General features: G+C 63.5%; 29 protein-coding genes and 1 tRNA gene. 3 read left to right on the forward strand and 27 right to left on the reverse strand.

Annotation, left to right across the window (positions count from 1 at the left end; all coding sequences use genetic code 11):
- Positions 1-209: 209 nt before the first annotated feature.
- The 3 genes from ACCQ13_RS14580 to rimK form a co-directional block, all read right to left on the reverse strand.
- Positions 210-887, reverse strand: coding sequence for a response regulator transcription factor (locus ACCQ13_RS14580; protein WP_003490678.1), 678 nt, complete (start codon positions 885-887; stop codon positions 210-212).
- A gap of 62 nt (positions 888-949) precedes the next feature.
- Positions 950-1,357 carry a hypothetical protein gene (locus ACCQ13_RS14585; RefSeq protein ID WP_372372276.1) on the reverse strand — a complete coding sequence of 136 codons (408 nt, stop codon included), beginning with the start codon at positions 1,355-1,357 and terminating at the stop codon, positions 950-952.
- A 221-nt stretch (positions 1,358-1,578) separates the two neighbouring features.
- Complete coding sequence (rimK, locus tag ACCQ13_RS14590) at positions 1,579-2,454, reverse strand: 30S ribosomal protein S6--L-glutamate ligase (RefSeq protein WP_483887896.1); 876 nt, start codon at positions 2,452-2,454, stop codon at positions 1,579-1,581.
- Between the two features lie 501 nt (positions 2,455-2,955).
- Between rimK and glgX the strand changes: the two genes are divergently transcribed.
- Positions 2,956-5,088, forward strand: a complete 2,133-nt coding sequence (gene glgX, locus ACCQ13_RS14595) for a glycogen debranching protein GlgX (RefSeq protein ID WP_159407409.1) — start codon at positions 2,956-2,958, stop codon at positions 5,086-5,088.
- A 128-nt stretch (positions 5,089-5,216) separates the two neighbouring features.
- Here glgX and ACCQ13_RS14600 read toward each other — a convergent pair whose 3' ends face one another.
- The 6 genes from ACCQ13_RS14600 to ACCQ13_RS14625 all read right to left on the reverse strand — a co-directional run bounded on the left by ACCQ13_RS14600 (position 5,217) and on the right by ACCQ13_RS14625 (position 8,080).
- On the reverse strand, positions 5,217-5,606 hold the full coding sequence (locus ACCQ13_RS14600) for an H-NS histone family protein (protein ID WP_104604301.1): 390 nt from the start codon (positions 5,604-5,606) through the stop codon (positions 5,217-5,219).
- Between the two features lie 87 nt (positions 5,607-5,693).
- Positions 5,694-6,086, reverse strand: coding sequence for a hypothetical protein (locus tag ACCQ13_RS14605; RefSeq protein WP_104604311.1), 393 nt, complete (start codon positions 6,084-6,086; stop codon positions 5,694-5,696).
- A gap of 348 nt (positions 6,087-6,434) precedes the next feature.
- Positions 6,435-6,530: transfer RNA gene (locus ACCQ13_RS14610), tRNA-Gly, on the reverse strand.
- Between the two features lie 75 nt (positions 6,531-6,605).
- A complete protein-coding gene (locus ACCQ13_RS14615) occupies positions 6,606-6,911 on the reverse strand; it encodes a hypothetical protein (RefSeq protein WP_047693011.1) in 306 nt (101 codons plus the stop codon).
- Positions 6,908-7,846: an SOS response-associated peptidase family protein gene (locus ACCQ13_RS14620; protein ID WP_159407410.1), complete on the reverse strand. Its 939-nt coding sequence runs from the start codon at positions 7,844-7,846 to the stop codon at positions 6,908-6,910. The genes ACCQ13_RS14615 and ACCQ13_RS14620 overlap by 4 nt, the downstream gene beginning before the upstream one ends.
- Before the next feature lie 9 nt (positions 7,847-7,855).
- Entirely contained in the window at positions 7,856-8,080 is a 225-nt protein-coding gene (locus tag ACCQ13_RS14625; protein WP_159407411.1) for a hypothetical protein, read from the reverse strand.
- 60 nt (positions 8,081-8,140) lie between these two features.
- Between ACCQ13_RS14625 and ACCQ13_RS14630 the strand changes: the two genes are divergently transcribed.
- Positions 8,141-8,341, forward strand: coding sequence for a hypothetical protein (locus ACCQ13_RS14630; RefSeq protein WP_159407412.1), 201 nt, complete (start codon positions 8,141-8,143; stop codon positions 8,339-8,341).
- 261 nt (positions 8,342-8,602) lie between these two features.
- Positions 8,603-9,049: a hypothetical protein gene (locus tag ACCQ13_RS14635; RefSeq protein WP_159407413.1), complete on the forward strand. Its 447-nt coding sequence runs from the start codon at positions 8,603-8,605 to the stop codon at positions 9,047-9,049.
- A 20-nt stretch (positions 9,050-9,069) separates the two neighbouring features.
- Here the strand turns inward: ACCQ13_RS14635 and ACCQ13_RS14640 are convergent, their stop codons facing one another.
- The 18 genes from ACCQ13_RS14640 to ACCQ13_RS14725 all read right to left on the reverse strand — a co-directional run bounded on the left by ACCQ13_RS14640 (position 9,070) and on the right by ACCQ13_RS14725 (position 24,204).
- Positions 9,070-9,720: a hypothetical protein gene (locus ACCQ13_RS14640; protein WP_159407414.1), complete on the reverse strand. Its 651-nt coding sequence runs from the start codon at positions 9,718-9,720 to the stop codon at positions 9,070-9,072.
- Position 9,721: 1 nt separating this feature from the next.
- The gene (locus ACCQ13_RS14645; RefSeq protein WP_159407415.1) at positions 9,722-10,399 is read right to left on the reverse strand and encodes a hypothetical protein; all 678 of its coding nucleotides are present in this window, start codon (positions 10,397-10,399) and stop codon (positions 9,722-9,724) included.
- Positions 10,399-10,710 (reverse strand): hypothetical protein, encoded by a 312-nt coding sequence (locus ACCQ13_RS14650; RefSeq protein WP_159407416.1) that lies wholly within the window; start codon positions 10,708-10,710, stop codon positions 10,399-10,401. Before ACCQ13_RS14650 ends, ACCQ13_RS14645 begins: the two co-directional genes overlap by 1 nt.
- Positions 10,707-15,323: a host specificity factor TipJ family phage tail protein gene (locus tag ACCQ13_RS14655; RefSeq protein WP_372372282.1), complete on the reverse strand. Its 4,617-nt coding sequence runs from the start codon at positions 15,321-15,323 to the stop codon at positions 10,707-10,709. The genes ACCQ13_RS14650 and ACCQ13_RS14655 overlap by 4 nt, the downstream gene beginning before the upstream one ends.
- Positions 15,314-15,706 carry an NlpC/P60 family protein gene (locus ACCQ13_RS14660; RefSeq protein WP_159407417.1) on the reverse strand — a complete coding sequence of 131 codons (393 nt, stop codon included), beginning with the start codon at positions 15,704-15,706 and terminating at the stop codon, positions 15,314-15,316. The genes ACCQ13_RS14655 and ACCQ13_RS14660 overlap by 10 nt, the downstream gene beginning before the upstream one ends.
- Entirely contained in the window at positions 15,706-16,167 is a 462-nt protein-coding gene (locus ACCQ13_RS14665) for a DUF1833 family protein (RefSeq protein ID WP_159407418.1), read from the reverse strand. Before ACCQ13_RS14665 ends, ACCQ13_RS14660 begins: the two co-directional genes overlap by 1 nt.
- Positions 16,164-16,520 carry a hypothetical protein gene (locus ACCQ13_RS14670; RefSeq protein ID WP_159407419.1) on the reverse strand — a complete coding sequence of 119 codons (357 nt, stop codon included), beginning with the start codon at positions 16,518-16,520 and terminating at the stop codon, positions 16,164-16,166. Before ACCQ13_RS14670 ends, ACCQ13_RS14665 begins: the two co-directional genes overlap by 4 nt.
- Positions 16,520-19,225, reverse strand: a complete 2,706-nt coding sequence (locus ACCQ13_RS14675) for a phage tail tape measure protein (protein ID WP_159407420.1) — start codon at positions 19,223-19,225, stop codon at positions 16,520-16,522. The genes ACCQ13_RS14670 and ACCQ13_RS14675 overlap by 1 nt, the downstream gene beginning before the upstream one ends.
- A 161-nt stretch (positions 19,226-19,386) precedes the next feature.
- The gene (locus tag ACCQ13_RS14680; protein WP_159407421.1) at positions 19,387-19,866 is read right to left on the reverse strand and encodes a hypothetical protein; all 480 of its coding nucleotides are present in this window, start codon (positions 19,864-19,866) and stop codon (positions 19,387-19,389) included.
- Positions 19,863-20,606 (reverse strand): phage tail tube protein, encoded by a 744-nt coding sequence (locus tag ACCQ13_RS14685; protein ID WP_159407422.1) that lies wholly within the window; start codon positions 20,604-20,606, stop codon positions 19,863-19,865. Before ACCQ13_RS14685 ends, ACCQ13_RS14680 begins: the two co-directional genes overlap by 4 nt.
- A gap of 39 nt (positions 20,607-20,645) precedes the next feature.
- A complete protein-coding gene (locus ACCQ13_RS14690) occupies positions 20,646-21,080 on the reverse strand; it encodes a hypothetical protein (RefSeq protein ID WP_159407423.1) in 435 nt (144 codons plus the stop codon).
- A complete protein-coding gene (locus tag ACCQ13_RS14695; protein WP_159407424.1) occupies positions 21,073-21,396 on the reverse strand; it encodes a hypothetical protein in 324 nt (107 codons plus the stop codon). The genes ACCQ13_RS14690 and ACCQ13_RS14695 overlap by 8 nt, the downstream gene beginning before the upstream one ends.
- Complete coding sequence (locus ACCQ13_RS14700; RefSeq protein WP_223214340.1) at positions 21,393-22,226, reverse strand: hypothetical protein; 834 nt, start codon at positions 22,224-22,226, stop codon at positions 21,393-21,395. The genes ACCQ13_RS14695 and ACCQ13_RS14700 overlap by 4 nt, the downstream gene beginning before the upstream one ends.
- Positions 22,223-22,537 (reverse strand): hypothetical protein, encoded by a 315-nt coding sequence (locus tag ACCQ13_RS14705; protein WP_159407425.1) that lies wholly within the window; start codon positions 22,535-22,537, stop codon positions 22,223-22,225. Before ACCQ13_RS14705 ends, ACCQ13_RS14700 begins: the two co-directional genes overlap by 4 nt.
- Positions 22,537-23,037 (reverse strand): hypothetical protein, encoded by a 501-nt coding sequence (locus ACCQ13_RS14710; RefSeq protein ID WP_159407426.1) that lies wholly within the window; start codon positions 23,035-23,037, stop codon positions 22,537-22,539. The genes ACCQ13_RS14705 and ACCQ13_RS14710 overlap by 1 nt, the downstream gene beginning before the upstream one ends.
- Entirely contained in the window at positions 23,034-23,312 is a 279-nt protein-coding gene (locus tag ACCQ13_RS14715) for a hypothetical protein (RefSeq protein ID WP_159407427.1), read from the reverse strand. The genes ACCQ13_RS14710 and ACCQ13_RS14715 overlap by 4 nt, the downstream gene beginning before the upstream one ends.
- A complete protein-coding gene (locus tag ACCQ13_RS14720; RefSeq protein WP_223214341.1) occupies positions 23,309-23,773 on the reverse strand; it encodes a hypothetical protein in 465 nt (154 codons plus the stop codon). The genes ACCQ13_RS14715 and ACCQ13_RS14720 overlap by 4 nt, the downstream gene beginning before the upstream one ends.
- Positions 23,770-24,204 carry a structural protein P5 gene (locus ACCQ13_RS14725; protein WP_159407428.1) on the reverse strand — a complete coding sequence of 145 codons (435 nt, stop codon included), beginning with the start codon at positions 24,202-24,204 and terminating at the stop codon, positions 23,770-23,772. Before ACCQ13_RS14725 ends, ACCQ13_RS14720 begins: the two co-directional genes overlap by 4 nt.
- Positions 24,205-24,253: the final 49 nt, after the last annotated feature.

Genomic DNA, 24,253 nt, shown 5'->3' on the forward strand with positions numbered 1-24,253 from the left:
GTGACAGCCCAGCCAACATGACAATAGCGAATAACTTTCTCATCACTCACTCTCCTCGTTGTTTAGACATGCTTGCTATCCACCTACAACCTATCGACGTAATATTTTGCGTCGATTTGCCAACTTTACATCAATCACTGAAATAACGGAGATCCTCTGGGGCCAGAACGGTATGCCCCAAGCAACACATGTCTCCGGAAGGACGACGCTCAGGCATCGGGCGAGGCGATGCGGTAGCCGATGCCGTGGCGGGTCTGGATCATCGGCACATCGAACGGCTTGTCGACCACCGCGCGCAGGCCATGGATGTGCACGCGCAACGAATCCGAATCCGGCAGCTCTTCGCCCCAGACGCGGGTTTCCAGTTCCTGGCGGGTGACCACGGCCGGCGAGGCTTCCATCAGCGCCTGCAGGATCTTCAGCGCGGTGGGGTTGAGCTGCAGCAACTTGCCGCGACGGCGCACTTCCAGCGTGTCCAGGTTGTATTCCAGATCTCCGGTTTCCAGCACGCGGGTGTGCACGCCTTTGCCGCGACGCGACAGGGCGTTCAGGCGCACCTCCACTTCCTGCAACGCGAACGGCTTGATGAGGTAGTCGTCGGCGCCGGAGTCGAAACCGGCCAGCTTGTTGTCCAGTGAATCGCGCGCGGTGAGCATCAGTACCGGGGTCTGCTTGCGCGCTTCGTTGCGTAGCTTGCGGCAGACTTCGATGCCGTCCATGCCCGGCAGGTTGAGGTCGAGCACGATGGCGTCGAACTCGTGCACCACCGCCAGGTGCAGGCCGGTCACGCCATCGGCGGCGAAATCCACCGTGTGGCCGCGGTCTTCGAGGTAGTCGCCCAGATTGGCGGCGATGTCGCTGTTGTCTTCGATTACTAGAATTCGCACTGGAACCTCGTTGTTGGGTCACATCCCCGACTGCGTCCGCACATGGCGGCGTTGCAACCGCGTCAATTTGTCTTTGTTACCGTCTTGTAGCCGGCGCCATCGGCGCCCGTCATGCATTGCGTGGTGGGAAAACACAGCCCAACGGCGCGACCGCGCTGACGGATCATCCGATCGTCTTCGCCTGCCTTGGTCAACGGCATGTTGGCCAATTGCCGGCCATTGAACACTGCCTCGCTTGACTCTGGCGTGAGTTGCATGGCGTCGCCGCTCCCCTGCGGCGCCAGCCGCAGGCGCTGCAGGACAAGCACGCCATTGCAGCGCGCTTCGGTGCCGGTTTGTGCGCAGCTAACGCCGGCGCGCTGGCCGCGCCGCATCCTTCCTGCCCGTAAAGCGGACGGCCGCCAGGCATCGAGTTGCATGGCCGCCGCACCGGCGGGTGAAGCAATGCACGGCAGCAGAGGTCCTTTCATGGCATTGCCTGTCCGTCTATGACTCGATGATTGCTGAAATGTAGACCTGAACACGGCAACCAACAAGCCGTCACAAAAAGGCCCGGGCGCCACTGGGACACCCGGGCCAAACGTTCTTCCCGATCACCGTCACTGCCGAGAGCGGAGCTACGGTCGGCAGAGGCTAGCGGGGCAGAGATTATTTTTTAGTTAATTTTTCGATAAAAATGCTGCCAGACCGATCAACGGCCAGCCTGCTCCAGATGCTCGATGATGTGGGTCGCCACATCAACGCCGCAGACGCCTTCAATCCCTTCGAGACCCGGGGTCGAATTGACCTCGAGCACCAGTGGGCCGCGCGCGGAGCGGATCAGGTCCACTCCCGCCACGGCCAGGCCGAGCGCGCGGGCCGAGCGAACCGCCACTTCCTGCTCCTGGGCGCTGGCCTCGGCCATGGCGGCGCTGCCACCCAGGTGCAGATTGGAGCGGAAGTCGCCTTCGGCGGCCTGGCGGCGCATGGCGGCGACGACGCGGTCGCCGACCACGAAACAGCGCAGGTCGGCCCCTTCCGCTTCGCCGATGAACTCCTGCACGATGAAGTTGGCATACAACCCGCGCAGCGCTTCCACCACCCCGCGCGAGGCGCTGGCCTTTTCGGTCAGGATCACCCCGGCGCCCTGCGCACCTTCGTTCAACTTCACTACGTGCGGCGGCGGGCCGAGCATCGACAACAAGTCCTGGGTGTCGTCAGGGTTGTCGCCAAACACCGTGATGGGCATGTCGATGCCCTGCGCCGCCAGCAATTGGTGCGCACGCAGCTTGTCGCGCGAGCGCAGGATCGCGTCGGAAGGATTGGGCGTATAGGTTCCCATGAACTCGAGTTGGCGCAATACGGCGCTGGCGTAGCGGGTGACCGAGGCGCCGATGCGCGGGATCACCGCATCGAACCCGGTGATCGGCTTGCCCTTGTAGTGCAGGCTGAAACCGTCGGCGGCGATGCGCATGTAACAGCGCAACGGATCCAGGATGCGCACCGTATGCCCACGCTTGCGGCCGGCTTCGATAAGCCGACGGGTCGAATACAGTTTGCTGTTGCGCGAAAGAATGGCGATCTTCATCGCGACAGGTGTACGGCGCGGCCTGGGCATGGTCGGAGTCTGGTGACGAGGTGACCCAAGCCCGTACGTGCGCCGGAACGGTCGCACATCCAGGGCAGCTGCCTGCGCGCGACGACCGGACTGCGATGCGACGGCCCCGAGAATATGGAAGCGATGAATGTAGAAGCAATGGCGCCCGGGCCTGTTGCAGCAACACGAACGCCGCGCATCCCCAGTGGGTTGGATGCTAGCAGGGCGTCTGCACCACGCTCAAGCACCGAGCCGTCAGAACTCGCACGCCAACGCATGCCTGCTGGCAGCGCGGCGGCCTGCTTGCCGCAGCGGAGCCGTCCTGCGCGCGGAAGGCCCGCACCTCATACCGTCACAACCGTTTATCCGCACATGCAACTCACACAACACCCTCACGCCGCACCCGGATTGCCGTAACGCGTCTTGCACGCTTGGAACCGCAATGCTTGAGCCCCTTCAATGCCGGCATGCCGGCTCACCCGAGACTCCTCCATGCGACGTCCAGCAAGCGCGGCTTACGCCACCCCCTCCCGCATCCGCCAGGGGCGTCCGTTTCCCCGCGGCGCCGTCTTCGACGGCAAGGGCACCAATTTCTGCCTGTTTTCCGCACACGCCACGCGCGTAGAGCTGTGCCTGTTCGACGAACAGGGAAACGAAACACGCGTGGACCTGCCCGAATACACCAATGAAATCTGGCATGGCTATCTGCCCGATGCCAAACCGGGGCAGCGCTACGGCTACCGGGTGCATGGCCCGTACGCGCCGACCGAGGGGCATCGCTTCAATCACAACAAGCTGCTGCTGGACCCGTATGCGCGCGAGCTGGAAGGCGACCTGATCTGGGCCGACGAACTCTACGGCTACACGGTGGGCCACCCGGATGGCGATCTGAGTTTCGACGAGCGCGACAGTGCGCCGTTCATGCCCAAATGCGTCGTGGTCGAAGACACCTATGACTGGGAAGACGACGCGCGCCTGCTCACGCCCTGGAACGAGACGGTGGTGTACGAAACCCACGTGCGCGGCTACACCATGCGCAACCCGCAGGTGCCGGAAGCCGTGCGCGGCACCTGTGCCGGCCTGGCGCAGCCGCAGGTACTGCAATACATCAAGGACCTGGGCGTGACGGCAGTGGAATTGCTGCCGGTACACGCGTATCTGGACGACCAGCACTTGCTGGACAAGGGGCTGCGCAATTACTGGGGCTACAACACCATCAGCTTCTTCGCGCTGAAGTCGCGTTATATCTCCAGCGGCCATCGCGATGAGTTCCGCGACATGGTCAAGGCCATGCACAAGCAGGGGCTGGAGGTGATTCTGGACGTGGTCTACAACCACACCGCCGAAGGCAGCGAGCTGGGGCCGACGCTCTCGTTCAAGGGCATCGACAACGCGAGTTACTACCGCCTGGCCGAAGACAAGCGCTACTACATCAACGACACCGGCACCGGCAACACGCTCAATCTGAGCAATTCGCGGGTGATCCAGTTCGTCAACGATTCGCTGCGCTACTGGGCCGGCGAGATGCATGTGGATGGATTCCGCTTCGATCTGGCCACCATTCTTGGGCGCGAGCCGAGCGGGTTCGATCAACGCGGCGGCTTTTTGGACGCCTGTAATCAGGACCCGCTGCTATCGGAAGTCAAGCTGATTGCCGAACCCTGGGATTGCGGGCCTGGCGGCTACCAGGTGGGTCATTTCCCGCCGGGCTGGTCGGAATGGAACGACAAGTTCCGCGACAACGCGCGCGAGTTCTGGAAGGGCGAAGACGGCAAGCTGGCGGAATTTGCCACCCGTTTCACCGGCTCGGCCGATCTGTTCGATCGCCGCGGGCGCCGGCCCTGGGCGTCGGTGAACTTCATCACCGCCCACGATGGCTTCACCTTGCGCGACCTGGTGAGCTACAACGAAAAGCACAACATCGATAACGGCGAAGACAATCGCGACGGCTCATCCAACGACGGGTCGTGCAATTACGGCGCGGAAGGCGAGAGCGACGATGTCGAAATCCTGCAGATTCGCGAAAGGCAGATGAAGAACCTGCTCGCCACGTTGTTCCTGTCTCAGGGCACGCCGATGCTGCTGGCCGGTGACGAGCGCGCGCAGACACAGGGCGGCAACAACAACACCTATTGCCAGGACAACGAAATCACCTGGCTGAACTGGGAAAACGATCCCACCGACGGGCGCCTGACCGACTTCGTCAAGGCGCTGACCCAGCTGCGCAAGCGCTATCCGATCCTGTCGCGCGGACGCTTCCTCAATGGCCAGTACAACGAAGACGCCGGAGTACGCGATCTCACCTGGCTCAATCCCGGCGGCAGCGAGATGGAAGATGCGCACTGGACCGACGCCGGCGCGCGCTCGGTGGGCCTGCTGCTGGAAGGCAAGGCGCAAACCTCCGGCGTCAAGGAGCTGGCCAACGACGCGACCTTGTTGATCGTCATCAACGCCTACCACGAGGGCGTGAGCTTCACCCTGCCCGCGACCGACGAGCCGGTGCACTGGCAGCTGGCGCTGTCGACCGACGAAGCATTGGACGTGGACATGATGCCGGCCGGCGCAGGCGAATTCCTTGCCCCACCGCGCAGCGTCTCGGTGTTCGAGTGCAAGAGCGATCAATAGCCTGAGGTGAGGATGGCTCGCCGTTCGCCCCAGGGCGGCGGCGAGCCAATCGCGGCACAGCCCCACCGGGCACCGTCTTCGACGCGGTGCGGCGGCGGTTCAACACCCAATCGATCGGCTAGAAACGATCAGCCCGGATAGAGCGGAAAGCGCTTGTCCGGATGCTTGGCCTTCCATTCCTTGTAAGAACTGGTGCCTTCCCAGGCCTTGAAGGCGCGCGGCGTACGGCCACGCCCGGACCAGGTTTCGCCCGAATGTGGGAGCCAGTACTTGGCCAGCACCTCGCCCGTGGACGACAGCGGCCCCTTGGACTTGCCCGTCATGGCCAGCGAGGCGATCTGTGACTTCTGTTTTGTATTGAAGCGATTGGCGAACTGGGTCAGTATTTCCACGACCTGGTCGAACGCTTCCAGTGTTTGAGCGTACTTGAGCTGCGCTTCTTCCTGCTCGAGGTTGCGCAATTCTTCCAGCAATTTGGCTTTGGCAGCAGCGGGTGAATCAAGCGGAACCTGGCGCATTGACGAAACGGAGATCGGACGGGCGGCCAGTATTGCCGCTACGCCGCCCAGCGTAAAGCGCCGAGCCGCGACAGGGTCTGCTGACACTCAGCGATGACGCAGCAAGGCCTGCTCGCGGGCCATGGTCAGCACTGGTCCGATCCGCCCGGCCTGCACCAGCTCCCTGCAGTGCTTGCCCACGAACTCCACGCGTGGTGCAGTGAACCACTGCGCCACGCGATCCAGTTGGCCTGCATTGATCGACCAGGCATGGCACACCGCCTCGCCCAGCTCCTCCACCCCCACCAGCCCCATATCGCGGATCTGCTCGGGATCGAGCTTGAACATCTCGAGGACCTTTTCGGCATTGTCCGGTGTGCCGCAGCGCCCCAGCTGATCGTCCGGCCCGGCGCGATAGGCAAGCGAGGCAACCCGCGCAGACTCGGCGCGGCGCATGCCCTTGATCAGCGCTGAAACCAGCTGGGAGGAGGTCGTGTTCATGGCGCTCGCATCGGTGATGCCTGCACTATGGGCATCGGCGCCGAACGCCTCAATCGGGAAGTTCCTGACCGGGCGGAAGGAAATGACGAAGCTGCGGCGTAGTGGTTGTGGGCGCCACATCGTGGGGTAGCGCGTGCAGAGGTTGACGAACGCCCTGGCGCGAGCGAGCGCAGACCCGCAATTCAATGGAAATAAAAGAAGCCGACAGATAGTCCAGCCGAGCGCAACATCATCAGAGGCTTGGGCAAGATTGATACCTCGATTGATACCTCAAGGGGCATCGCTCGGAATCATCAATCGGCCAAAATACCCAACTCAATCAAGCGGTTAGGGACTGAGTAGAAGCTCTGGAGCGGGCGAAGGGAATCGAACCCTCGTCAGTAGCTTGGGAAGCTACGGAATTTGTTTTCTAAATCAATCACTTGACCGCATTTGCCGCTCCGCAAACGGCGGTTTGAGTGGCTATAAATCTCCGGGTTTCCACGCCGGTGCCATCGTTTTGCGGAGCGGATTTGCCAATCACCCGGCCCCAAGGTGCTTGGGTCGCGCAGCATTAATCTCGGCAATCTCTCTGCGAAGTCTGGCCTCGTGCCGGCACACCCACATCTCAGCGCCAGCCTGACCGGAAGCGAATGTGGTGCAGTTCCGTTGGCGCTTGCATCTCTGCTCATACGGCAGGTGGTAGTCGAGCAGGATGAACCAGGCGCCGTTATCGACGCGCTGCTCAAGCCTCGCCACCCCTGTGCTGCCAAGCGCAAGCATGCGCGGCGGCCCTTCCTGGTGTTGGTAGGCCTCGGTCCAATGAAACCCCTCAGGCAGGGTCACGCAGCCATCCTGTGCTCGTAGAACGGGTGACGCTTGTCGTCGAAGATCGCCTGCAGCGCCTGGAGGTTGGCCGGATCGGGATTGAGCCAGGCGTCGATGTGCTCGGGCTTGATGTTGATGATGGTCCGATCGTGCCCAACTGCTGCCACCTCGGGCTCCGGCTCATCGGTGATGGCCGCGAAGCTCAGCAGGTCCGGCTGCTCGCCGGCGGGATCTGTCCAGCGGGACCACAGGCAGGCCACCAGCATTGGCTCGCGGTCGCTGGGCTGGAACTGCACCACACGGTTTTTGCCGTCCGGCCCCTCGACGTTTTCGTAGAAGCGCCCGACCACCACCAGGCCGTGGGTGTAGCCGAACTGCTCGCGCCAGAAGCCCTGCAGGTTGTCCCGGCGAGCGTTGTAGGTGCCGGGATACTTGGTGTCGTAGATCGGCGGCTTGCCGGCGGGTCGGCACTGGTAGCGCATCGGCTTGATGACGCGCTGGCCGCCCTCGGAGACGATCACCGGCGCGTAGTAGCCAGGGAAGATGCGGTAATCCCGCGCCTTGGGCTCGGTCCGCTGCAGGTCCGCGAGGCGGCCCCTGATCTGCTCGATCTTGGTGGTGGCGATGCGCTGGTCTGTCGCCGCCTTCTTGGTCGGCTTGACGCTGGACAGCACCCGCTCGGCGTCCGCCAGGCGCCGGGCCTGCTTGAACAGCTCCTGCTCCAAGGCCTGCATGTCATCGGCGTCCCACACGGCCAGCTCTGCGGCGATCGCGGCCACGCCACCCTCCCCGCCTGCGCGGAATGCATCATCCATCGCCTTTGGGGTCCTGGGCCGCTTCCCCCCCTCTCCCTGCCTCAACCACAGCTTCGAGAACTCCTCGATCGACATGATCGCCCCGAAGTTGCGCACCAGCTTCCGGTAGTCGGCCTGGATCTCAGCGGAGTAACACATGGCGATCCCTCAACAGTCGCGGTCGCCGTTCTCCAAGCCATGCCAGGCCAGGATCTCATCGAGCCGCCGGGAGACGAATTGGGCATCCTCCCCTGTGATGGCGCCGTCCTCAATGACGTCCGCCATGCCGGCAAAGGCCTGCCAGAAGTGGCAACGGTCGGGGCTGCTCTTCAACAGGGCTGGCACCGGGGCATCGAGATTTTCGAGATGGGTTCGGAGTTGGGCTCTGTCCATGCCCGCAGTATCGGCTGACCCGTCTCACCGCTTGAGACGCAGCCGCGTAGACTTCGATCCATGGACGCCAGCCCCAACCTCTTCGAACAACTGCAGCAGCGGCTGGCGTGCGCCTCCGAGCCGCTCGAAGTGCTCAATCAGTTCGAAGCGGAGCTGCTGTATGCGTTCCCAGCCGAGGCGGCCGCTGTCATTGAGCTGGTTGCTTCCTGGGGTCATCGCCTCGGCGTTCTGACGCGCGAGGACATTGAGGGCTTCGTGTAGGAGCCGGGCCGGCGCTGCTCGGGCGCCATGCGGGTGAGCGGCCTATGGCCCCGCATCCGGCAAGGGTAGATTGGCACCGATATGGGGTTTCACATATCGGGCGTTGCCGCACAAGCGGGTCGGATTTTTCCTCATCCACAGCTGTGCGCCGGTACTGCAAATGAACGTTTTTTCTGAAGCGCTCGCCGAGCATCTTGGTGACGCGCCGAGATGCCCTCGCGCCGCCGGCAACAGGCCGGCGCAGCTGATACGGAGAACGTGATGCGCCCATTCCTTGCCACTGCTGCCCTGGCGCTGCTCAGCGCTACCCTGCCCGCCCTCGCCCATGACCCGCTGCCGGTGAAGTTCGGCCAGACCACCCAAATGCTTCAGGAGACGTCCGCCGCTGGCGAAAGCCTGGACGCGTTCGTGACTCGCATCGCGCCGCGCGCCCGCGCAGCCTCGGTGAACAGCCGGTCTGTCGTGTGCGGCGAGGTCCTGGGCACTGGACCTTACACGCTGACGCTCAAGACCGATGGGCGGAAGGATTGGTGCGAGGTTCCGAAGACCGCCGCCCCCTACGTGCTGGTCAACGGCATCGCAAGGGACGCGCGGGAAGACCACATCCCTGCAATCTACTACCGCCGGCCGGGTTACCTTGTCACGCCGTGGGGCATCAAATTCCAGGATCGGACAGGCGTGCGCACGATTGTCAAAAGCCGCTACTGATCTGCCACACCTGACCCAGGTCAGGCCGCAGCTGGCTCGGATGTCGCCAGACTCGCGGCAATGGCCGCATCGGTTGCCGCCTTTACCAGGGCCTGGAGCTTCCAACCCTCCAGCTGCTGCGCCGACTCTGCTCCGGGATAGCGAATGTCGTAGGTCGGGGCAATCAGGTCGGTGATCGGCGCCGCCAGCACACCGAGGGCTGCGTGCCGGTCTTCGACCTGGAACGTCACTGTGCCGGTGTCGTTGACCGGGTTCCAGATGATCGTGATCTGCCGAGCGATAGGGTCTGCTTCAGGATCAGGCGCGGCCACGTTCGCATCGTAGGCGGCTCGTGTGGCCGCCTTGATCCCCAGCAGCAGGTGCACGCCGGGCTCGGTGACGGTCTCGCCAGGCACCTTGATGGGTTTCCCGGTGGTCGGGTCGGCTTCGGTCGTCGACGGCGCGGTGATCTCGTAGTTGCGACCGATCAGGTCGCTGATCTGCACCGTGAGCACGCGCAGGAAGAAACGCTCCAGCGTCTGGGTCCAGCCATCGGGGTGTGGCTTGGTTGTCATCTGCTCGAGGTGGAATTCGACCGGCCCGTCGTTCGTGGCCGGGTCCCATCGGATCTCGATGCGGGGCGACACGATCTTGGTCTGCGTGCCGAAGGTGAGGTTTTCGCTGATGAGCATGTCAGTAGCCTGTAACGTCGAGGATAGGAGCGCGCACCCAGGCCTGGCCGTAGTTGCCAGGGGGTGGCTGAGGATTGCGATCGGTGCCGGTGCGTAGGTCCTGCGCGGTGTCGATCGTTGAGATGGATGCGACGTTGCCATTGATGTTGACCACGCCCTTGCGCCACAGGATCTGCACCTGCCACTGCGGGCCGCCACCAACCAGGCCGCCGATGACCAGCATGATGTTGCCGGTGGAGCCGGCCAGCACGGCGTAGGTGCGGCCGGCCGGCAGCGTGATCGATCCGCCTTGGTTAGCATTGCCCTGCAGCAGTGCCCGCACCTTCATGTACTTCAACGTCGCGTCGAAGTGCACCTCGTTGGTGTCGGGATTGGTAATCACCAGGTAGTCGCGCCTGCCAAAGTTTGGCTCATCGAACACGTAGGCCGTAAAGCTGCCACCGAGCGTGAAGCCAGTGAACGTGAAGCTGCTCCCGCTCTGTGTGCGCGTTGCTAGCACCGCATTGCTTTCACCCAAAAATGCGAGGGCCGGATTTGTGCCGGAGACAGTCAGGCTCCATGCTTTGAGTGTCCCGCTACCGGTGGGCGTGATCGTTTTCTTCGACGCCAGCGCCAAATTCTTCCACGCCTCAGAGATGACGATGCGATTGGGGCCGGCCTCGAAAATTGCATACGCCATCAGAACCTCCCGTAAAACAGAGTGCCGCCGGCGCGTGCCGTCAACGTTGCCGACGGCGACACCCAGCTGATGGTGTTGCCGTCGTCGCTGAAGTACGGCAGCAGGCTGTTACCTGCGCCGCTGTCGGCTACGAACCAGTAGTAAAGCTGGTTGGCGCTGCCAGTGACCGGCACCGGCACAGACCCATTGCTGCCGCTGGCAATGGCGATCGCGCCCATATGCTGCGTGAGCAGATCCGAGTCGGGCTGATCGGTGATCTGCAGCAGCACGACGCCGGTGTCGGCGTCGTTGATGATCAGGACATTGGTCATGTCACTCCGTAACCGAGTGCAACCACACGGCGGCCATTGGGTGCATACGCGTAGAACTTGCCACCTACAAACTCGTTTCGGCCGCCGCCCGGCGTAGCCCCGATGATCTCCACCACGTCAGCCGAAAATGAGATCTTGCCGATTGTGCCGTTGTTGACGGAGCGCATGCCGATCACCTTGCCGTTGACGTCCAATGCCCACGTGTAGGAAGCGAAGTAGCTCGCGAGGCCGTTGTCGTTAACCGTCATCCGCGCTTCGAGCGCCTGCGTCGCTGACACCATCGTGTTGACCGAGTTCTCGTCCGTGTACAACGTCGAGACGGAGCCGGCCTCAAGCTTCACGCGGCGGAAGCTGACGTTGGCGTTGGTCTGCTCACAGATCAGACGCACCCGAATCGTGGTGGTCCCAGTAGCAGGTGGCGCGGACGCAACAATGCGCTGCCATGCGCCGACGATGGACGAATCCGTGGCAACGGTTGCGCCGCCCACCGGCTGACCCGACGAATTGAGATAGCTCAGCTCGATGCGCGCGGTGCCGACCGAACCGTTGCGGTACACGTCCGTCGCAACCGTGTATGTACCGGCAGGCGCCGCACGGTCCTGCACAGCCGCAAGCCCGTTTGCGGTGGCCTGGTTAAAGCCGAACGCCAGGTAATAGCCAAACCGCGGCTCGTTGGCGATCGACATGCCGGTGGGCAACGTCCAGCCCAAGGCACCCTGTGAGAACGTCGGGTTGACCAGCATGTTGCCATTGACATTCGTCTTGGCCACGACACTGGTGAGCGCGGTGCTGTTGGCCGTCGCCTGATTCCCAATCTGCTGCACCTGCGAGTTCAGTGCGTTAAGGGCGGAGGTCTCCGCTTTGCCAGCGACTGCGGCGTTGGTTGTATCGATCCGCTGCCCAAGCGCCTGGTCACGGCTAACACTGGCCTGATCTACAGAGGTGACGCTCGCGGAGGTCGCAAGCCCGCCGCTACCGGATGGCATACGCCCCTCTACCACGCCAACCCGCTGCGCAACCGCCTCGTCGCGCCGGACCGCCGCCTCATCCACTGCTGTGACTCTTGCCGCGGTCTCGAGGGCACCGCTACCGGCCGGCATGCGGCCCTCTACAGTTCCGACGCGCCGGCCTAGCGCTGTGTCGGCATTTGTCAGTGCCGTAAACCCCTCTGAAACCCATGCGGATGGAGCCAGCTGCCCGTCGCCCGCAGGTAGGCGCGCTATCACCCCTGACAGCCGAGTGGCCTCGGCTTCCAGTTCATTGGCCGTCTGGTTGGCCATGTCCAGCGCAGCCGCGATAGCCTCGCCTGCGCTCGAGTAGTTGCCGACGTTCTGCCAGGTCGAGGGATTGCCCGCCGGAACGACGCCGGAGTTTGCGAGCTCTGCTCGGTACAGCCGCCCGTCGTAGCGCACGAAGTCGCCCTTCGGATATAACGCGGTCGAGGTCCATTCGTCCGCGTTGACCAGATCGCCCAACGCTGCATTGAGCGCGTCCGCGTGTGCGATCGCGTCCTCGCGCGCCTTGTTGGCAGCCGCTAGTGCAGCCTCGGCGATCTGACGATCACGCTCTGCGGCCTCCAGAAAGCCCTGCCGGATCTCCTCGGTGGTCTGGTCGATCGCCTGCTGCATTTCCTCCTGCAGCTCGCCCAGGTTCTTGCCGAGCGTCTTGGTGACGTACTTGGCCGCTACCGACAGCGTGCCGTTGGTGTTGCGCGCGCGGATAGCGAACGTCCACTTGCCCGACGCCGGGATGGGCGAGTCGAACGCACCGGTGTGGTAGCCGCTGTCACCGACCGGCGTCATGGCCTCCCACGCCGGCATCGGCGCGCCCTGCTCCGGTGCCGCGGTGTAGCGGATCTCAGCACCGGCCAGGTTGGCCGACTGGATCGTGTCCGTCCAGAAGCCCCAGGTGTAGCGGCGGATGCCGCCGGAGATCTCCTCCACGTCGAACAGGTCGTAGTTCACCGGCGGTGCGTCGGCGCCGATGGTCGTGTAGATCAGCGAGGCGCCCACGCCCATCTGCCCTTCCGGGCCGAACGGGCGCACGTTGAGGGTGTAAGTGCCGGCGCGCGGGATGCGCCACCGCGCGGTGCGGGTGCGCGTCTGGGCCACTTCCTGCAGCTCACCGCTGCCATCGGACGCCGAGGCGTAGACCACGGCGTGATCGAACGGGCCGCTGATGTCGAAAGTCGCCACCAGGTCCGTCGCGGTGACGTCGCCGGTGGTGATCTGGTCCTCGCTGATCGCCAGGTTGCTGACGATCGGGCGCGTGGCCAGCGACGAGCCGCTGTCTGGCGGGATGTACTGGCCAGTCTTGACGTAGTTCCAGAACTCGGGCGACTCCGGCACCACGCTGATGTTGGCGCCCTTCAGATCGCTCTCTGGCTCAATAGACACAACGCGCACGCGCAGCCCCGGCGTGGCCTTGAAGTCGTAGATCCACACGGTGTCGTGCGCCGGGTTTTCCTGCCAGCCGCCCTGCACCATCGAATCGGCGTAGCCCTCGCCCGGCAGCGGTGCGTCATCCGGCCATTCCTCAACGAGCTGGATGGTGTCGGTTGCCTCAGCGAAGCCGCGCACGCGGAACGTGCGGTAGACCGCCTCACCCGGGATGCGCAGGCCGATGAAGGCGTTGCGTGCATCCGGTGGCGGCACCGGTTCGTCCAGCGTCAGCGTGACCGTGCCCAGCAGCGGGCTGCGCTCGGCCGCGACGATGCGACCACCGAAGCCCCACTGCGTGAGATCGTGGGAAATCGACAGCATCGACATGCGGCGATAGGACAAGTACTGCAGGTCCTGAGCAAATCCAATGTCCTTGTACTGGTAGAGGCTCTGTCCAAGGTGATAGCGCGCCAGCTCGGCCGCGTGCGCCTCGCGGCCAATACCCTCACCGGTGAGCCGCGCCGGGTTGAGCATCGTCTCCACACCCGGCGCAGGCACGCGCAGGGTCTCGACTTTGTTGGTGGTGCTGTCGAAATAGCTGTACTCGATGCCGTCGGCAGCGCTGGCCAGCGTGTAGTCCACGCTGAAGCTGCCCTTCTTCATCTCGGCCATGTTGACCACGCCCGAGAGCGGCTGCTCGTCGGCGGCCCACACCACCGACAAGCGGCCCCCGGCCCTGGTGGTCTGCCCCATGCCGGCTAGGGCGATGGCCTGCAGCACCTCGTCGTGGCTGCGCTCCTCCGTCAACCAATAGTCGTAGGTGTAGCCGTTCGCTTCGCAGTGGGCCATGAAGCCCTGCAACGACTCGATGTCGATCTCTTCATCGCTCTTTCCCATGCCGGCAATGAGCCTGCCGTTCTGGTCGTAGTAGCCGCGGGCGTACTTGAGGATGTGGGCGCCGTTGTTGCTGGTTTCCTCGTTCACCCATGCGCCGTTGCGCCACACCGGGATCGGCGCGGCGACGTGCTCAGCACGCAGCTCGTCGGGCTGGCCGTTGAGCTGCCCGGTGGCTTTCATGATGATGCCGGTGCGCGAGATGCCGACATACGTTGCCGTGTCGGCCTGCACGCTGCCCATCGTCGACCACTGGAAGTCGTTGCGCTGGGTGTTGTCGCCGCTGTAGTTGCCCAGGCCGAGGATGCGCACGCGCACGTCGTACTGACCCTTGGCCACATCTGCCGACAGCGTCGCGCGCTTACTGACATCCAACTTGTCGCCGGTGTAGGTTTGCGTGGCCAGCGTTGCCCAGATGCCGGTCCCCGCCGGTGCATACTGCACCTGCACCGTCTCCGACACGTTGTACTTCTTGCCCGAAGTGCCCACGCCGCCGAGCACGTACTCCAAGTTGATCAGGATGCGCACCGTGTCGGCGCTGGTGGTGCGGGTCACGAAGTCGGCGGTATCAGGCAACTCACCGCCCTCGACCGTGTCCACATTGCTGTACAACGGGATCGTCTCTTCCGGCATCTGGCTATAGCCAGAGTGATAGACGCTCACACCTTCGTAGCTCGACAACAGCGTATCTCCATTGGAGATCGCACCCACGCGGCCCACACCGATGCCCGGCGTCAGCACCATGCCGATGTACTGGTCGTCGCCCTCGTACCACGAGTAGGTGGTGCTGGCGATGTCTGGCGCGATGCGCGTGCGGCCGAACAGAAGGCCCAGCGGCTCATAGGGCCGAGGGCGGTTGCGCGCTGCACCCAGGCTGTAGACCGTCCCCGCGTTGCTGGGGGCTGTCGGGCTTTCGACCTTCGGCCCGAGCACCTTATTGATGACGATCGAACCGACCACGAACGCAGCCGTGTAGGCCACAGCTGCACCCGTGGTACCCAAGCCAGCCGCCCACGTCGCACCGGCGCCGCCGGTGAAGTAGATCAGCGCGGCCATCGCCACGATGTACAGGGCATTTCTGCCAACCGCGCCGCGCACCTCGATGACCTGGCCGTCCTTCGGATAGACGTACGGCCACAGGTGGCGAGGCACGACGCGGCCGCCAATCGACACGCTCCAGTCCCCCTGGTCCAGGTCGATCACATGCCGATGCAGGAACTCGCACAGGCGCTCGCCCGGCTGTAGATCCATCGCGATGTGCCGTTGGCCATCCAGTGTGACCGGATGCGGCGTCAGCACCAGCTGACCGCTGCTCGCGGGAGTTGTCATCAAGCCCATGTGTAATACCCCTCGATCCGTGCGCCGTAATCCGGCAGCTCCCGCACGCGGTGCAGCCAGCTGCTGCCGAGCGCGCTGGTTGTATGCAGCACCCAGCCCTCGTGGGCCAGGTGGAAGAAGACTCCGACGTGACCGGGCCTGCCCTGACCCTTGTCGAACATCAGCACCAGGTCGCCGTCTTGCGGCGCCGTGGTGGGCGACGCGTAGGCGCGCGAGAGCTCGCCAAGTGCCACCTGCCCGGCAGCACCGCGCGGACGGCGCGCAGGCATCTGTACATCGCGCCCAAACAACTCGCGCTGCACCTGCACTACCAGGTCCGCGCAGTCGTAGTTTTCGGCGTCGTACGGAATGTTGAGGAATCGCTCAACGTCAACCACCCGCATCAGAAGATCCCCGGCAGCGTGAAAGGGTTGGCGCGTAGCTTCACCGCCTGCTGCCGCATGAAAAAGTCCACGCCGATCTGCGCGGTAATCAGCGGTCCGGCGGCGCGCACTTGCGTCAACGGCAAGTAATATCGGCGAGCGATGAGGTTGGGCTGCGCGCGGTCGGTAATCAGGTAGCGGCACATCACCGTTTCATTCGGCTGCACGCGCTCCAGATCGTCGGTGATCCCACGCCCGACGTTGTCCACCTCCAGCTGCGCGCGCGGCGTCTGCCCGGCCGCATCCGCCGGCGGGGTGAAACGAAACGGGTACCCGACGTAGGTGTTTCCGTTACTCTCCCAATCCTGCGTGTCGTTGGCTATACGCAGGACAGCGCCGAACGACGGTGCGGTCATCTCAAGCAGCTCTAGCGGCCCGGCGGGATCGGTCACGCGTTGGCGGCGCTCGAGGAATGTGCTCATCGCAGGTACTCCACGACCACATCGCGCTGCCACGGGCGCTCTGCACCCTCAGCCGGGCGCAGCTCGCCGATACCACCGTTCTCGAAGCGCGCCTGCAACGTCACGCCACTCAACGGATGCAGAAAGTCGAACCAGCCGACACGCCGGATCTCGTCAAAATACCAAGACTCAAACGCCAGCGCGGTTGTCGGCGATGCAAAGTCCAGCGTCATCGCCACCTTCGTCAACACACGACTGTTGAGTACGCGCTGCTTGGGCACGCCACGCTCCATTTCGGTGCGCAGCACGGATGGGTCAAACGAGCAACGGACAGTGTCGTACAGCACGCCGGCGTAGGCGGGGAAGGTAGCCATCAGCGGCGCGTCCTCGTGTCGAAGCGGCCCTGGATTGCGCCGGCCACTTTTCCACCACCCGCAATGTCCCCGGCGACTGCATTAAGGACCATGCTCACGATCATCTTGTTGCCGTCCTGCTGCACGCCGGTCTGCTGCGCTGTGACTGCGGTCCCGGTGTTGTTCTCGATGTTGAATTGCACCTGCATCGGCCGCCCACCTTGCCGCCACTGCGGCACCGCTGGCCCGCCCACGAGGCCGCCATCCGCATAACCAGGTCCGCGACGCAATGCCGCAAGCGACGCCAGGAATGCCTGCGGGCCGCCGATCGCTGCAATGTCGCGCTGGCTAAGTACGCCCTCGCCCTTGTGCACAATGCCTGCCGGTTCGAACTTGCCTCCGGGGCCAGTGAAGCCACCGGTGTCCCAGCCTTGCAGCGGGATCGACTCACGCTGCACAGCACCCGCACCAGGCTGTCCAAACATGGCACCGATCATGCCAGTGATGGCTTGCTTGGCTGCGATGCGGGCAAGATCGGCAATGATGGAATTGGCCAAGTCGCTGAAGCTGAGCTTGCCGGTCGTCACGAACTCGACGAAGACGTCTTCCAGGCCGCCCAGTGCCGAGCCGACCGCAGATTGCACCTGCCCTGCAGCGTTGCGGGCCTCATCAACGTAGTTCGCCCAGGCGGCCGATGCACCATTGCTCCAGCTGGCCTGCGCTTCGCGCATGGACTGGTATCCATCACGGATGATCTGCACACGGCGGTCGGTTTCTTCGCGCACCGCCTGCTCTTCGGCCGCAGCCGTTGCTTCGTCGATACGCCCGGCATTCTTCTGCAGGGCCAACTCATTCAGCCGCTGCGCTTGCTCCTTGTAGACGCCGTTTAAGCGCTGCTGGATCTCGAACTCGCGATCGCCCGCACCAACACGGGCCACCATGGCATCCATGTCTTCCTGTAGCGCATCGGTGCTGGCGTCGAGCGCCGCCTTGTAGGAGGCAAGTGCGTCCTCGCGCTGCTTCTTCAGCTTGCCCTCTTCGGTTGAAAGCACCTGCAGAGCGGCCGCGCCCTCGGTGCGCACCTTGGCCAGCTGCGCTTCCAACTCGCCAACCTGCTTGTTGACGTCGATCGACTGCTTGCCGCTGACGTTGCGGCTGTTGAGGTAGTCAATCTGCTTTTGCAGCGACTGCGCCTCTGCGGCGGTGCCGCGCTCGGTGAGCTCGCGCAGGCGCTGGTAGTAGGTTTCTGCCGATACCTCTCGCGCCTGGTACTGCGCCTGCAGCACCTTGGTGCTAGTGGTGATCTGCGCCTGCTCGGCGGTGAACGCATCTTTGATGTTCTGCAGGCCCGCAGAGCGACTGGCACCGGCGGTGTTACCTGTCGTCTCCTTCGTGTACTTGTCATTGATCTGCTTGATGAGTTCGTCGCGATTCTTTGCGATCTTGGCCGCCAGATCTTTGTCGCCACTCGACTCAGCCGCGTAGATAGCCTCACGCGCCCTACCTTGCTCAGCATTGATTTCAGCAACGCGCCTTTGCTCTTTGGAACGGTATTGCAGCAGCTCTTGTTCCTGGTCAATCGCTGCTTGATTCGCTTGTGCGGCAAGCATCTTCTGATTGGCGGCTTTCTGCTCCTTGATCCAAGCCTCTTGTAGGCTGCCCATCTGCTGCCGAATCTCTGCGATCCGGTTCTCGACCAGACCTCGCCGACGGTCACCGACGGACATACTATCGAGCAACTCCTGCATCTTTATCAACGATCCCGATAGATCATTGATCTTTTTCTCGCTAGATTCCTCTCGCCCGACGTCAAGCATTGCATCCCAGGCAAATTTCGCCGATTTGGTCACCGCCACCCATGCGCGATCGATACTGCCAAGGCTCGCCCGCACGTCGTTGGCCCGTTCGTTCAGCACCTTGGCGTACGTTTCCGTCGCGAGCGAAGAAGCCTCCTGAGTGCGCCCCTGTTCTTGCAGGGCTTTAATTTGCGAGTAGGTTGCTTCCGTCAAGAAGCTCTGTTGCTCGTTGAGCTTGACGATGGCATCGACCGGATCCTGGCCTAGCTTCGCAAACTCGGCAACTGTCTCGCCGATTGCGCGACCCGTTGCGTCTTCCATGTTGGCCGCAGCTGAAGCTACGGCGACAAAGCTGACCCCAACGATCTTTCCACTTTTCGCAACTTGCGTCAGGGCCTCAGCCGCCTTCCCCTGCGTTAGATTCCTACCCGATAGCGCTTCAGACATAGCGACCAATTGATCGCCTGTCACGCCTGCAATGCCTCCCGTTTCTGCCAAAACGCGCGCGAATGCTTCCGCCTCATCCTGTCCCTTCACCCAGGCCACAGCTAGAGCCGCCACCGCAGCCGCCGTGACCGTGAGTGGGTTGACCACGCCAACCAGGGCGGAGGAAACACCTTTCAAGGCAGGGCCAATCCCGCCAAAGCTGTCCTTGATCTGTCCACCTTGCTGCACCAGCACGGTGAAAAATGGCATGCCACCCTGCAAGCTGGTGAAGATATCCGTGAACTGTGCAGGCAGCTGTCGCATTGCTGCCGCCGTCTGACCAGCCGAAACGCCCAGTTGCGACACAGGGTTGTTTGCCGGTAGCGGCTGGCTGGCCTGTTTCTGCACAGCGGCAATCTGCCCACGCAGCAACGCGAGGCCTTGCTTGATGTCGTTTACGTCCGCACTGATGCGGACGCGCAGATTTGCTGATTGGTCGGCCATTTACCGTGTCAGGTCCTTGATGTATTTCGTAAAGGCGACAGACTCGGCGCCCATCGCCATCCGTACGGCCTGCGCCGTGGATGCTTCGCGTTGACGCAGCTGCGCGTGGTCATCGCGCACAGCCGCTGCTGCAAACGCCCTGGCTTGCGCCAGGGTGTAGGTCAGGACGTCTCGCCGCTGGTGTCCGCGGGCGACGAGGAAGTGGACGAGATCGGCCCAGCCGGTTGTGCCTGCGTCGCCACCATTGCGGGGATGGCATTTCCGGCCACCCGCATCAGGCTCGGCAGGCGCTGGCCGAAAAAATCCTGGTTGAGCTCCACTATGGCCTCGACCAGCGAGGCTGCATCTGCCAGTGAGCCGCCCGCAATCCATCCCTCCGGCTTGCCAGTGACGACGGCCCCGCCCTTTGCGAATGCATCGCCGTCCTGCTCGAGCACATCCATCAACAGCGCCGCCACTTCGATGGTGGCGCCGGCGCTGACCATGCTCGCGGCGATGATGACCCGGCCGATGATCGGCCGGGTTGACTTGATAAACGGGCCGATCTGCGCCAGCGTCAGCGGCGAAAGCTCCAGCTGCTCGCCGCGAAACACAATGGCCCGTACGGGGGGCATCAGTACATCCAGGTCATCGCGGCTCATTCCTGGATGTCCACGGTGAAGTACTGCGACAGACCCACACCCTTCGCCGTGTCGGCCAGCAGCGCCCCGGTCACTTCACCGGCGCCATATTCATCGCCGATCAGCCCCAGTTGTGCCATGACGCCGCCACTGACCTTGTGCGCATGCACGCGCACCTCTTTCCCACTGCGGGCCTCGTTGAGGCCCAGGAACAGCACCTCGTACTGCTTCTGGCTCGTGGTCAGCGCTTCCACGCGCTTGGCCGCGCCGTGGGCATAGGCCACGGTGAGATTGGCAACGCCATTGACCGGTGCCGGGATATCGCTACCGACGGGGATGAACAGCCCACCATCGCGCAGCTCATAATCCGTGCCCGCGTCGTAGGTGACGGTGCCACCGGAGTTCTTGACGGACGTGATCTCGGTTGCACGCCGCTCCAGTGGACTGTAGCCACCCGGGAATCCCACCACCGCTTCGGCGGCAACATTGCCTGCGGCGATCGCGCTCACGGTACCGCGCAACGCCCGCGCGAAATTCTGCGGGGCGAAGTCGTGGAAGGTGTAGGCCATCTGTACCTCGGTGACGCGGTCCACGCGATTGCGGGTGCCGCCGCCGGGCTTGGTACTGTCGGCCAGGGTGATGGTATTGGTCTGGGGGCTGAAGCTCAGCGCGCTGACATTGCCCACCTCTTCGAAGGGCGCGGCGGCCGCGTACTCGCGAATGAGTACCTTGCCGCTGCCCAGGTAGCTGTAATCGTCCATCGTGTATTGCCTCTGTGGTGGTGCCGCTTGGGCGGCGGGTTACTTGATCGGGATGTGGGATTGGTAGGTGAGCAGCGCGCCGACCCAGCTCATGCCGGCTTCCGGCTTGACCGGCTCCATGGAGATGTACTGCGGGCACTGCACACGCGGCGGGTAGCGGTACTGCTGGTCGGCCATCGCCTCCTCGACATCGGCTACGGCTGCGTCCAGGCGCGCCTGGGCGGTATCCAGTGGCGCAGGCACCTTGATGACGACCACCAACGTCGTCAGGCGATGGGTGCGCGTCAGGGCGGCATCGCTGGCGCGCTCCTGCTTGGCCACCAGCACGGTCAGCACGGCGGTGGCGTCTTCATCCACCTGACCCGGCTCCAAGGTGAAGCTGGCGCCAGCATCGGTCTGGTAGCCACCGGCAATGCTGATGCGCTGCAGGCAGGCACCAACGGCAGTGCGCAACGTCTCGCGCGGGCTAGCCATGATCGGCCACCCATTGGCTGATGGATTCGTCCTGGCGCACGCGCTCGGCCAGCAGCAGCGTTTCACCAGGCAGCAGCAGCTTGCCGCGCTTTGCCGGCTCCACTTCCGCACGCTGAAACGTCACCAGGATGAAGCCGGTGCTGACCGGTACGCTGTCGCTACCGAAGTCGCGCACGTTGCGATCGATTTGAACGGTGCAGGGCAACGCAACATCGTCTCCAGGCGCCAGGTACTGCGCAGCATCGGCAAGGCCGGACTCAGCAAAGGCCGCGAACGCAACCGCATCAAACTCCTGCATGAACTGGCGTTGGCTCATGGGCGCACCCGATACATGCTCGATTGCAGCGCTTTTTCCAACTCTCGACTGAAATAGAACGGCATGAGCTTGTCCCACTGCCGTTGTGCCTGTGCAAAGATGTCGTAACGCGGTCGATAAGTTGCACGCGTGGCGAAAATGAAGATTGATCGGATTGCACGACTACGATCATTGCTGCGCTCATACAGACCCGGTAGCAACCTGCCCCGACGCTTCTTCAATACGAAGTAGGTGTAGGTCCTGCCGAACTTGCGCGCCTCGCGCCGTTGGCGCTTCTCACGGCTTTCATTGCTCTCATTCGACACGTAGCCCTGTTCAGCACCGGCCTGCATTTGCGACAGAATCTGCCGGATCTGACCTGACGAGACGTTGCCATACTGGTCAAGCGTCGCGCGGCGGCCAGCCACAGCGAAGGCGCCGGCAGGCATCAGCCCTTTCTTCTGCAAGAGCCTCTCAAATCCCTTGGTGCCACGCTCCCCCCCCAGAACCTGCGCCTGCAGATATTTGTCAGGAGCTGTTCCCTTTAGCGCCTCGTTGCGCAGGAAGATTTGCGCATACAGACGATCTTTTGTCGCCTTTGCATAAAGCACCGCATTCCGAGTCGTCGGTGTCGGGCGGTCGAAAACGCGCAGCGCTGAACGCTTCCAGGTTTCACGGATTTCGTACGCAGTGGCGTTGACCGCCTGCATCACCACGAATGGCAGATTCTTCTTCTCCAACTCGCTGAACTGACGGCCCAGTAAGTTGTCGGCGTCCACATCGATCTTGACGCCACTATTGCTGGCGCCGGCGCGATAGTCAGCGGTGGTGTCCTTGCGGAACATGCTCATGGCCGCTCCAAGCTGTCGCCGGCTGGCGTGCCCTGCACCTGCTCGATCTCGCTCAGGTTGGCTTCGTAGAATTCCAGGCAACGCTTGCGCCCACGGGAGACCTCAAGCACCTGCTCGAGAGTGCCATTCCTGACCCAGGGGCATCGCTGGGTCAGGCGCGGTTGGATCTGCACATAGACCCGCACGGGTACCGCCACGACGGCGGGCGCCGGCGTCACCATGATCGGGCGAGCAGGATCCACCTTGGCGAGCTTGTTGCCGCACCCAGCCAGCAGCGCCGTCGATAGCGCGAGAATCAGCACATTGCGCATCAGTATCCCTCCAGGCTGGGGCATGCCGCAGCCAGCGCTTGCAGTGCGGCAGCGCACTCGGCTGGACGTTGGTCGTATTCCCGCTTGAATGCCTTGGCGCTCCGGTCGGCCGCCGCCTTGGCGGCTTCGGTCTTGTCGCGCAGGCCGGCATTGCGCTCTTGCAGCAGCCGCAGCTTTTCCGCCTCGGCCTGCAACTTGGCGGCGATGGTTGCCAACGCCGCGTCCTTGTCTGCGTTGTTGCGCTCCAACTCTGCGCGCTTGAGTTGCGCAGCCTCCAATGCTGCAGCACGATCGCTTTGGCACTGCTCCACCTGGCGCGTTACCACGATCACTTGCTGGCCCTTGCGGTAGGACGCCAGGGCAGCAATAGACAGCAGGGCTGCCAGCAGTGCGCACACCACCTTGAGCCAGCTACCGGGCTTGCGCAGCCAGATCAGCGTATCGGTGCCCCAGCCGAAGACCAGCGCCACCAGCGCATTGAAAAACGCCAGAATATTCATCGATCGCTCTCCCGACGACGCCATGGATAGATCAGTAATACCGTCAGGCTCACGCGCACCAGCAGCACGTACCAAGGCGCGGGCGTGTGTTGCGCCAGGTCGCGCAGGAAGATGCCCAGCATGCCCACGGCCAGACCAATGAAACAGGCGCCACGCAGCGCCCAGGCAGCACGGTCGCGTGCGCGATCACCCAGGTGGAAGGTGTGCAGCAGCTGCCATGTGGTGGCGCAAAACACGGCCAGCGTGCTGACCAGGCTCAGGAGGTAGGTGGTCATGCACCACCTCCTGCACGGCCAGCGAGCCGATCGGACCACTTCTGCAGCGCGGCCAGGTAGTGCGGCAACATCGGCTTGATGACGAAGCCGCTCAAGCCACTCACCGCGATACCGATGCGGTGGATGGAAGGAAAATAGTTGGCCAGCGCCACCACGATCCAGCCGGCCGCCAGGGCGAAGCCCAGGACGAACAGCCCGAGCAAGCCGACGCGCAGCAGCAACGTCAGCCACTGCACGCCCGGGCCGCCGCTGGGCGCGGAGACCTTGCCCACGTCGATCTCGCTGAGTACCAGCAGGCCAACCAGCGCGCCGACCACCGCCGCCAGAAACCACGACTGCGGAATGCCCAGGAACAGGTGCTCGCTACCGGTAATCACTTCAGTGACAACCACACTGCCAGCGCTGGTGGCCACCAGCAATGCAGCCGACTTGAGCAGCACGGTGGCGCCGCCATCCATCATCGGCGCACACCGGCCAATTCGACGCCATCCCAGATGACCTCGTCGCCCCAGAAGTTGCCGCCGTTTTCATGCTTGGCGATGGCCTTGGCCAGCTGGAATGCGGTGGCTGGCGCTTCGACGTTGATGCGCTGGTCCACATCCACACCCAGTGCAGTGGCCACCTGCCGCGCATAGGCACCGGTGTCGTTCTCCACCGGCGGCGCCCAGCGATTGATGATGCCGCGCACCGTGCGCAGGCCGTGCTTGCGCTGATAGGTCAACAGCGTCTTGACCAGGGCACGGAAGCCGTATTCGGGGGAATCGAAGACCGCAAAGCGCGACTCGCGCGCCACGGCGGAGGCACTGCGATCCTCGCCTTGCCAGACGGTGTTGGTGCGATCGATGTTGCCGGGGTTCGCGTTGCGAACCCCTCGCGGGAGCTTGGCATTCATTGGTCTGAAAAGTTCCTTCGTTGTTGCGCGAACCACCACACGGCTGTGT

It is taken from the genome of Xanthomonas sp. NCPPB 1638 (assembly GCF_041475635.2).
GTDB classification, from domain to species: Bacteria; Pseudomonadota; Gammaproteobacteria; order Xanthomonadales; family Xanthomonadaceae; genus Xanthomonas; species Xanthomonas cucurbitae.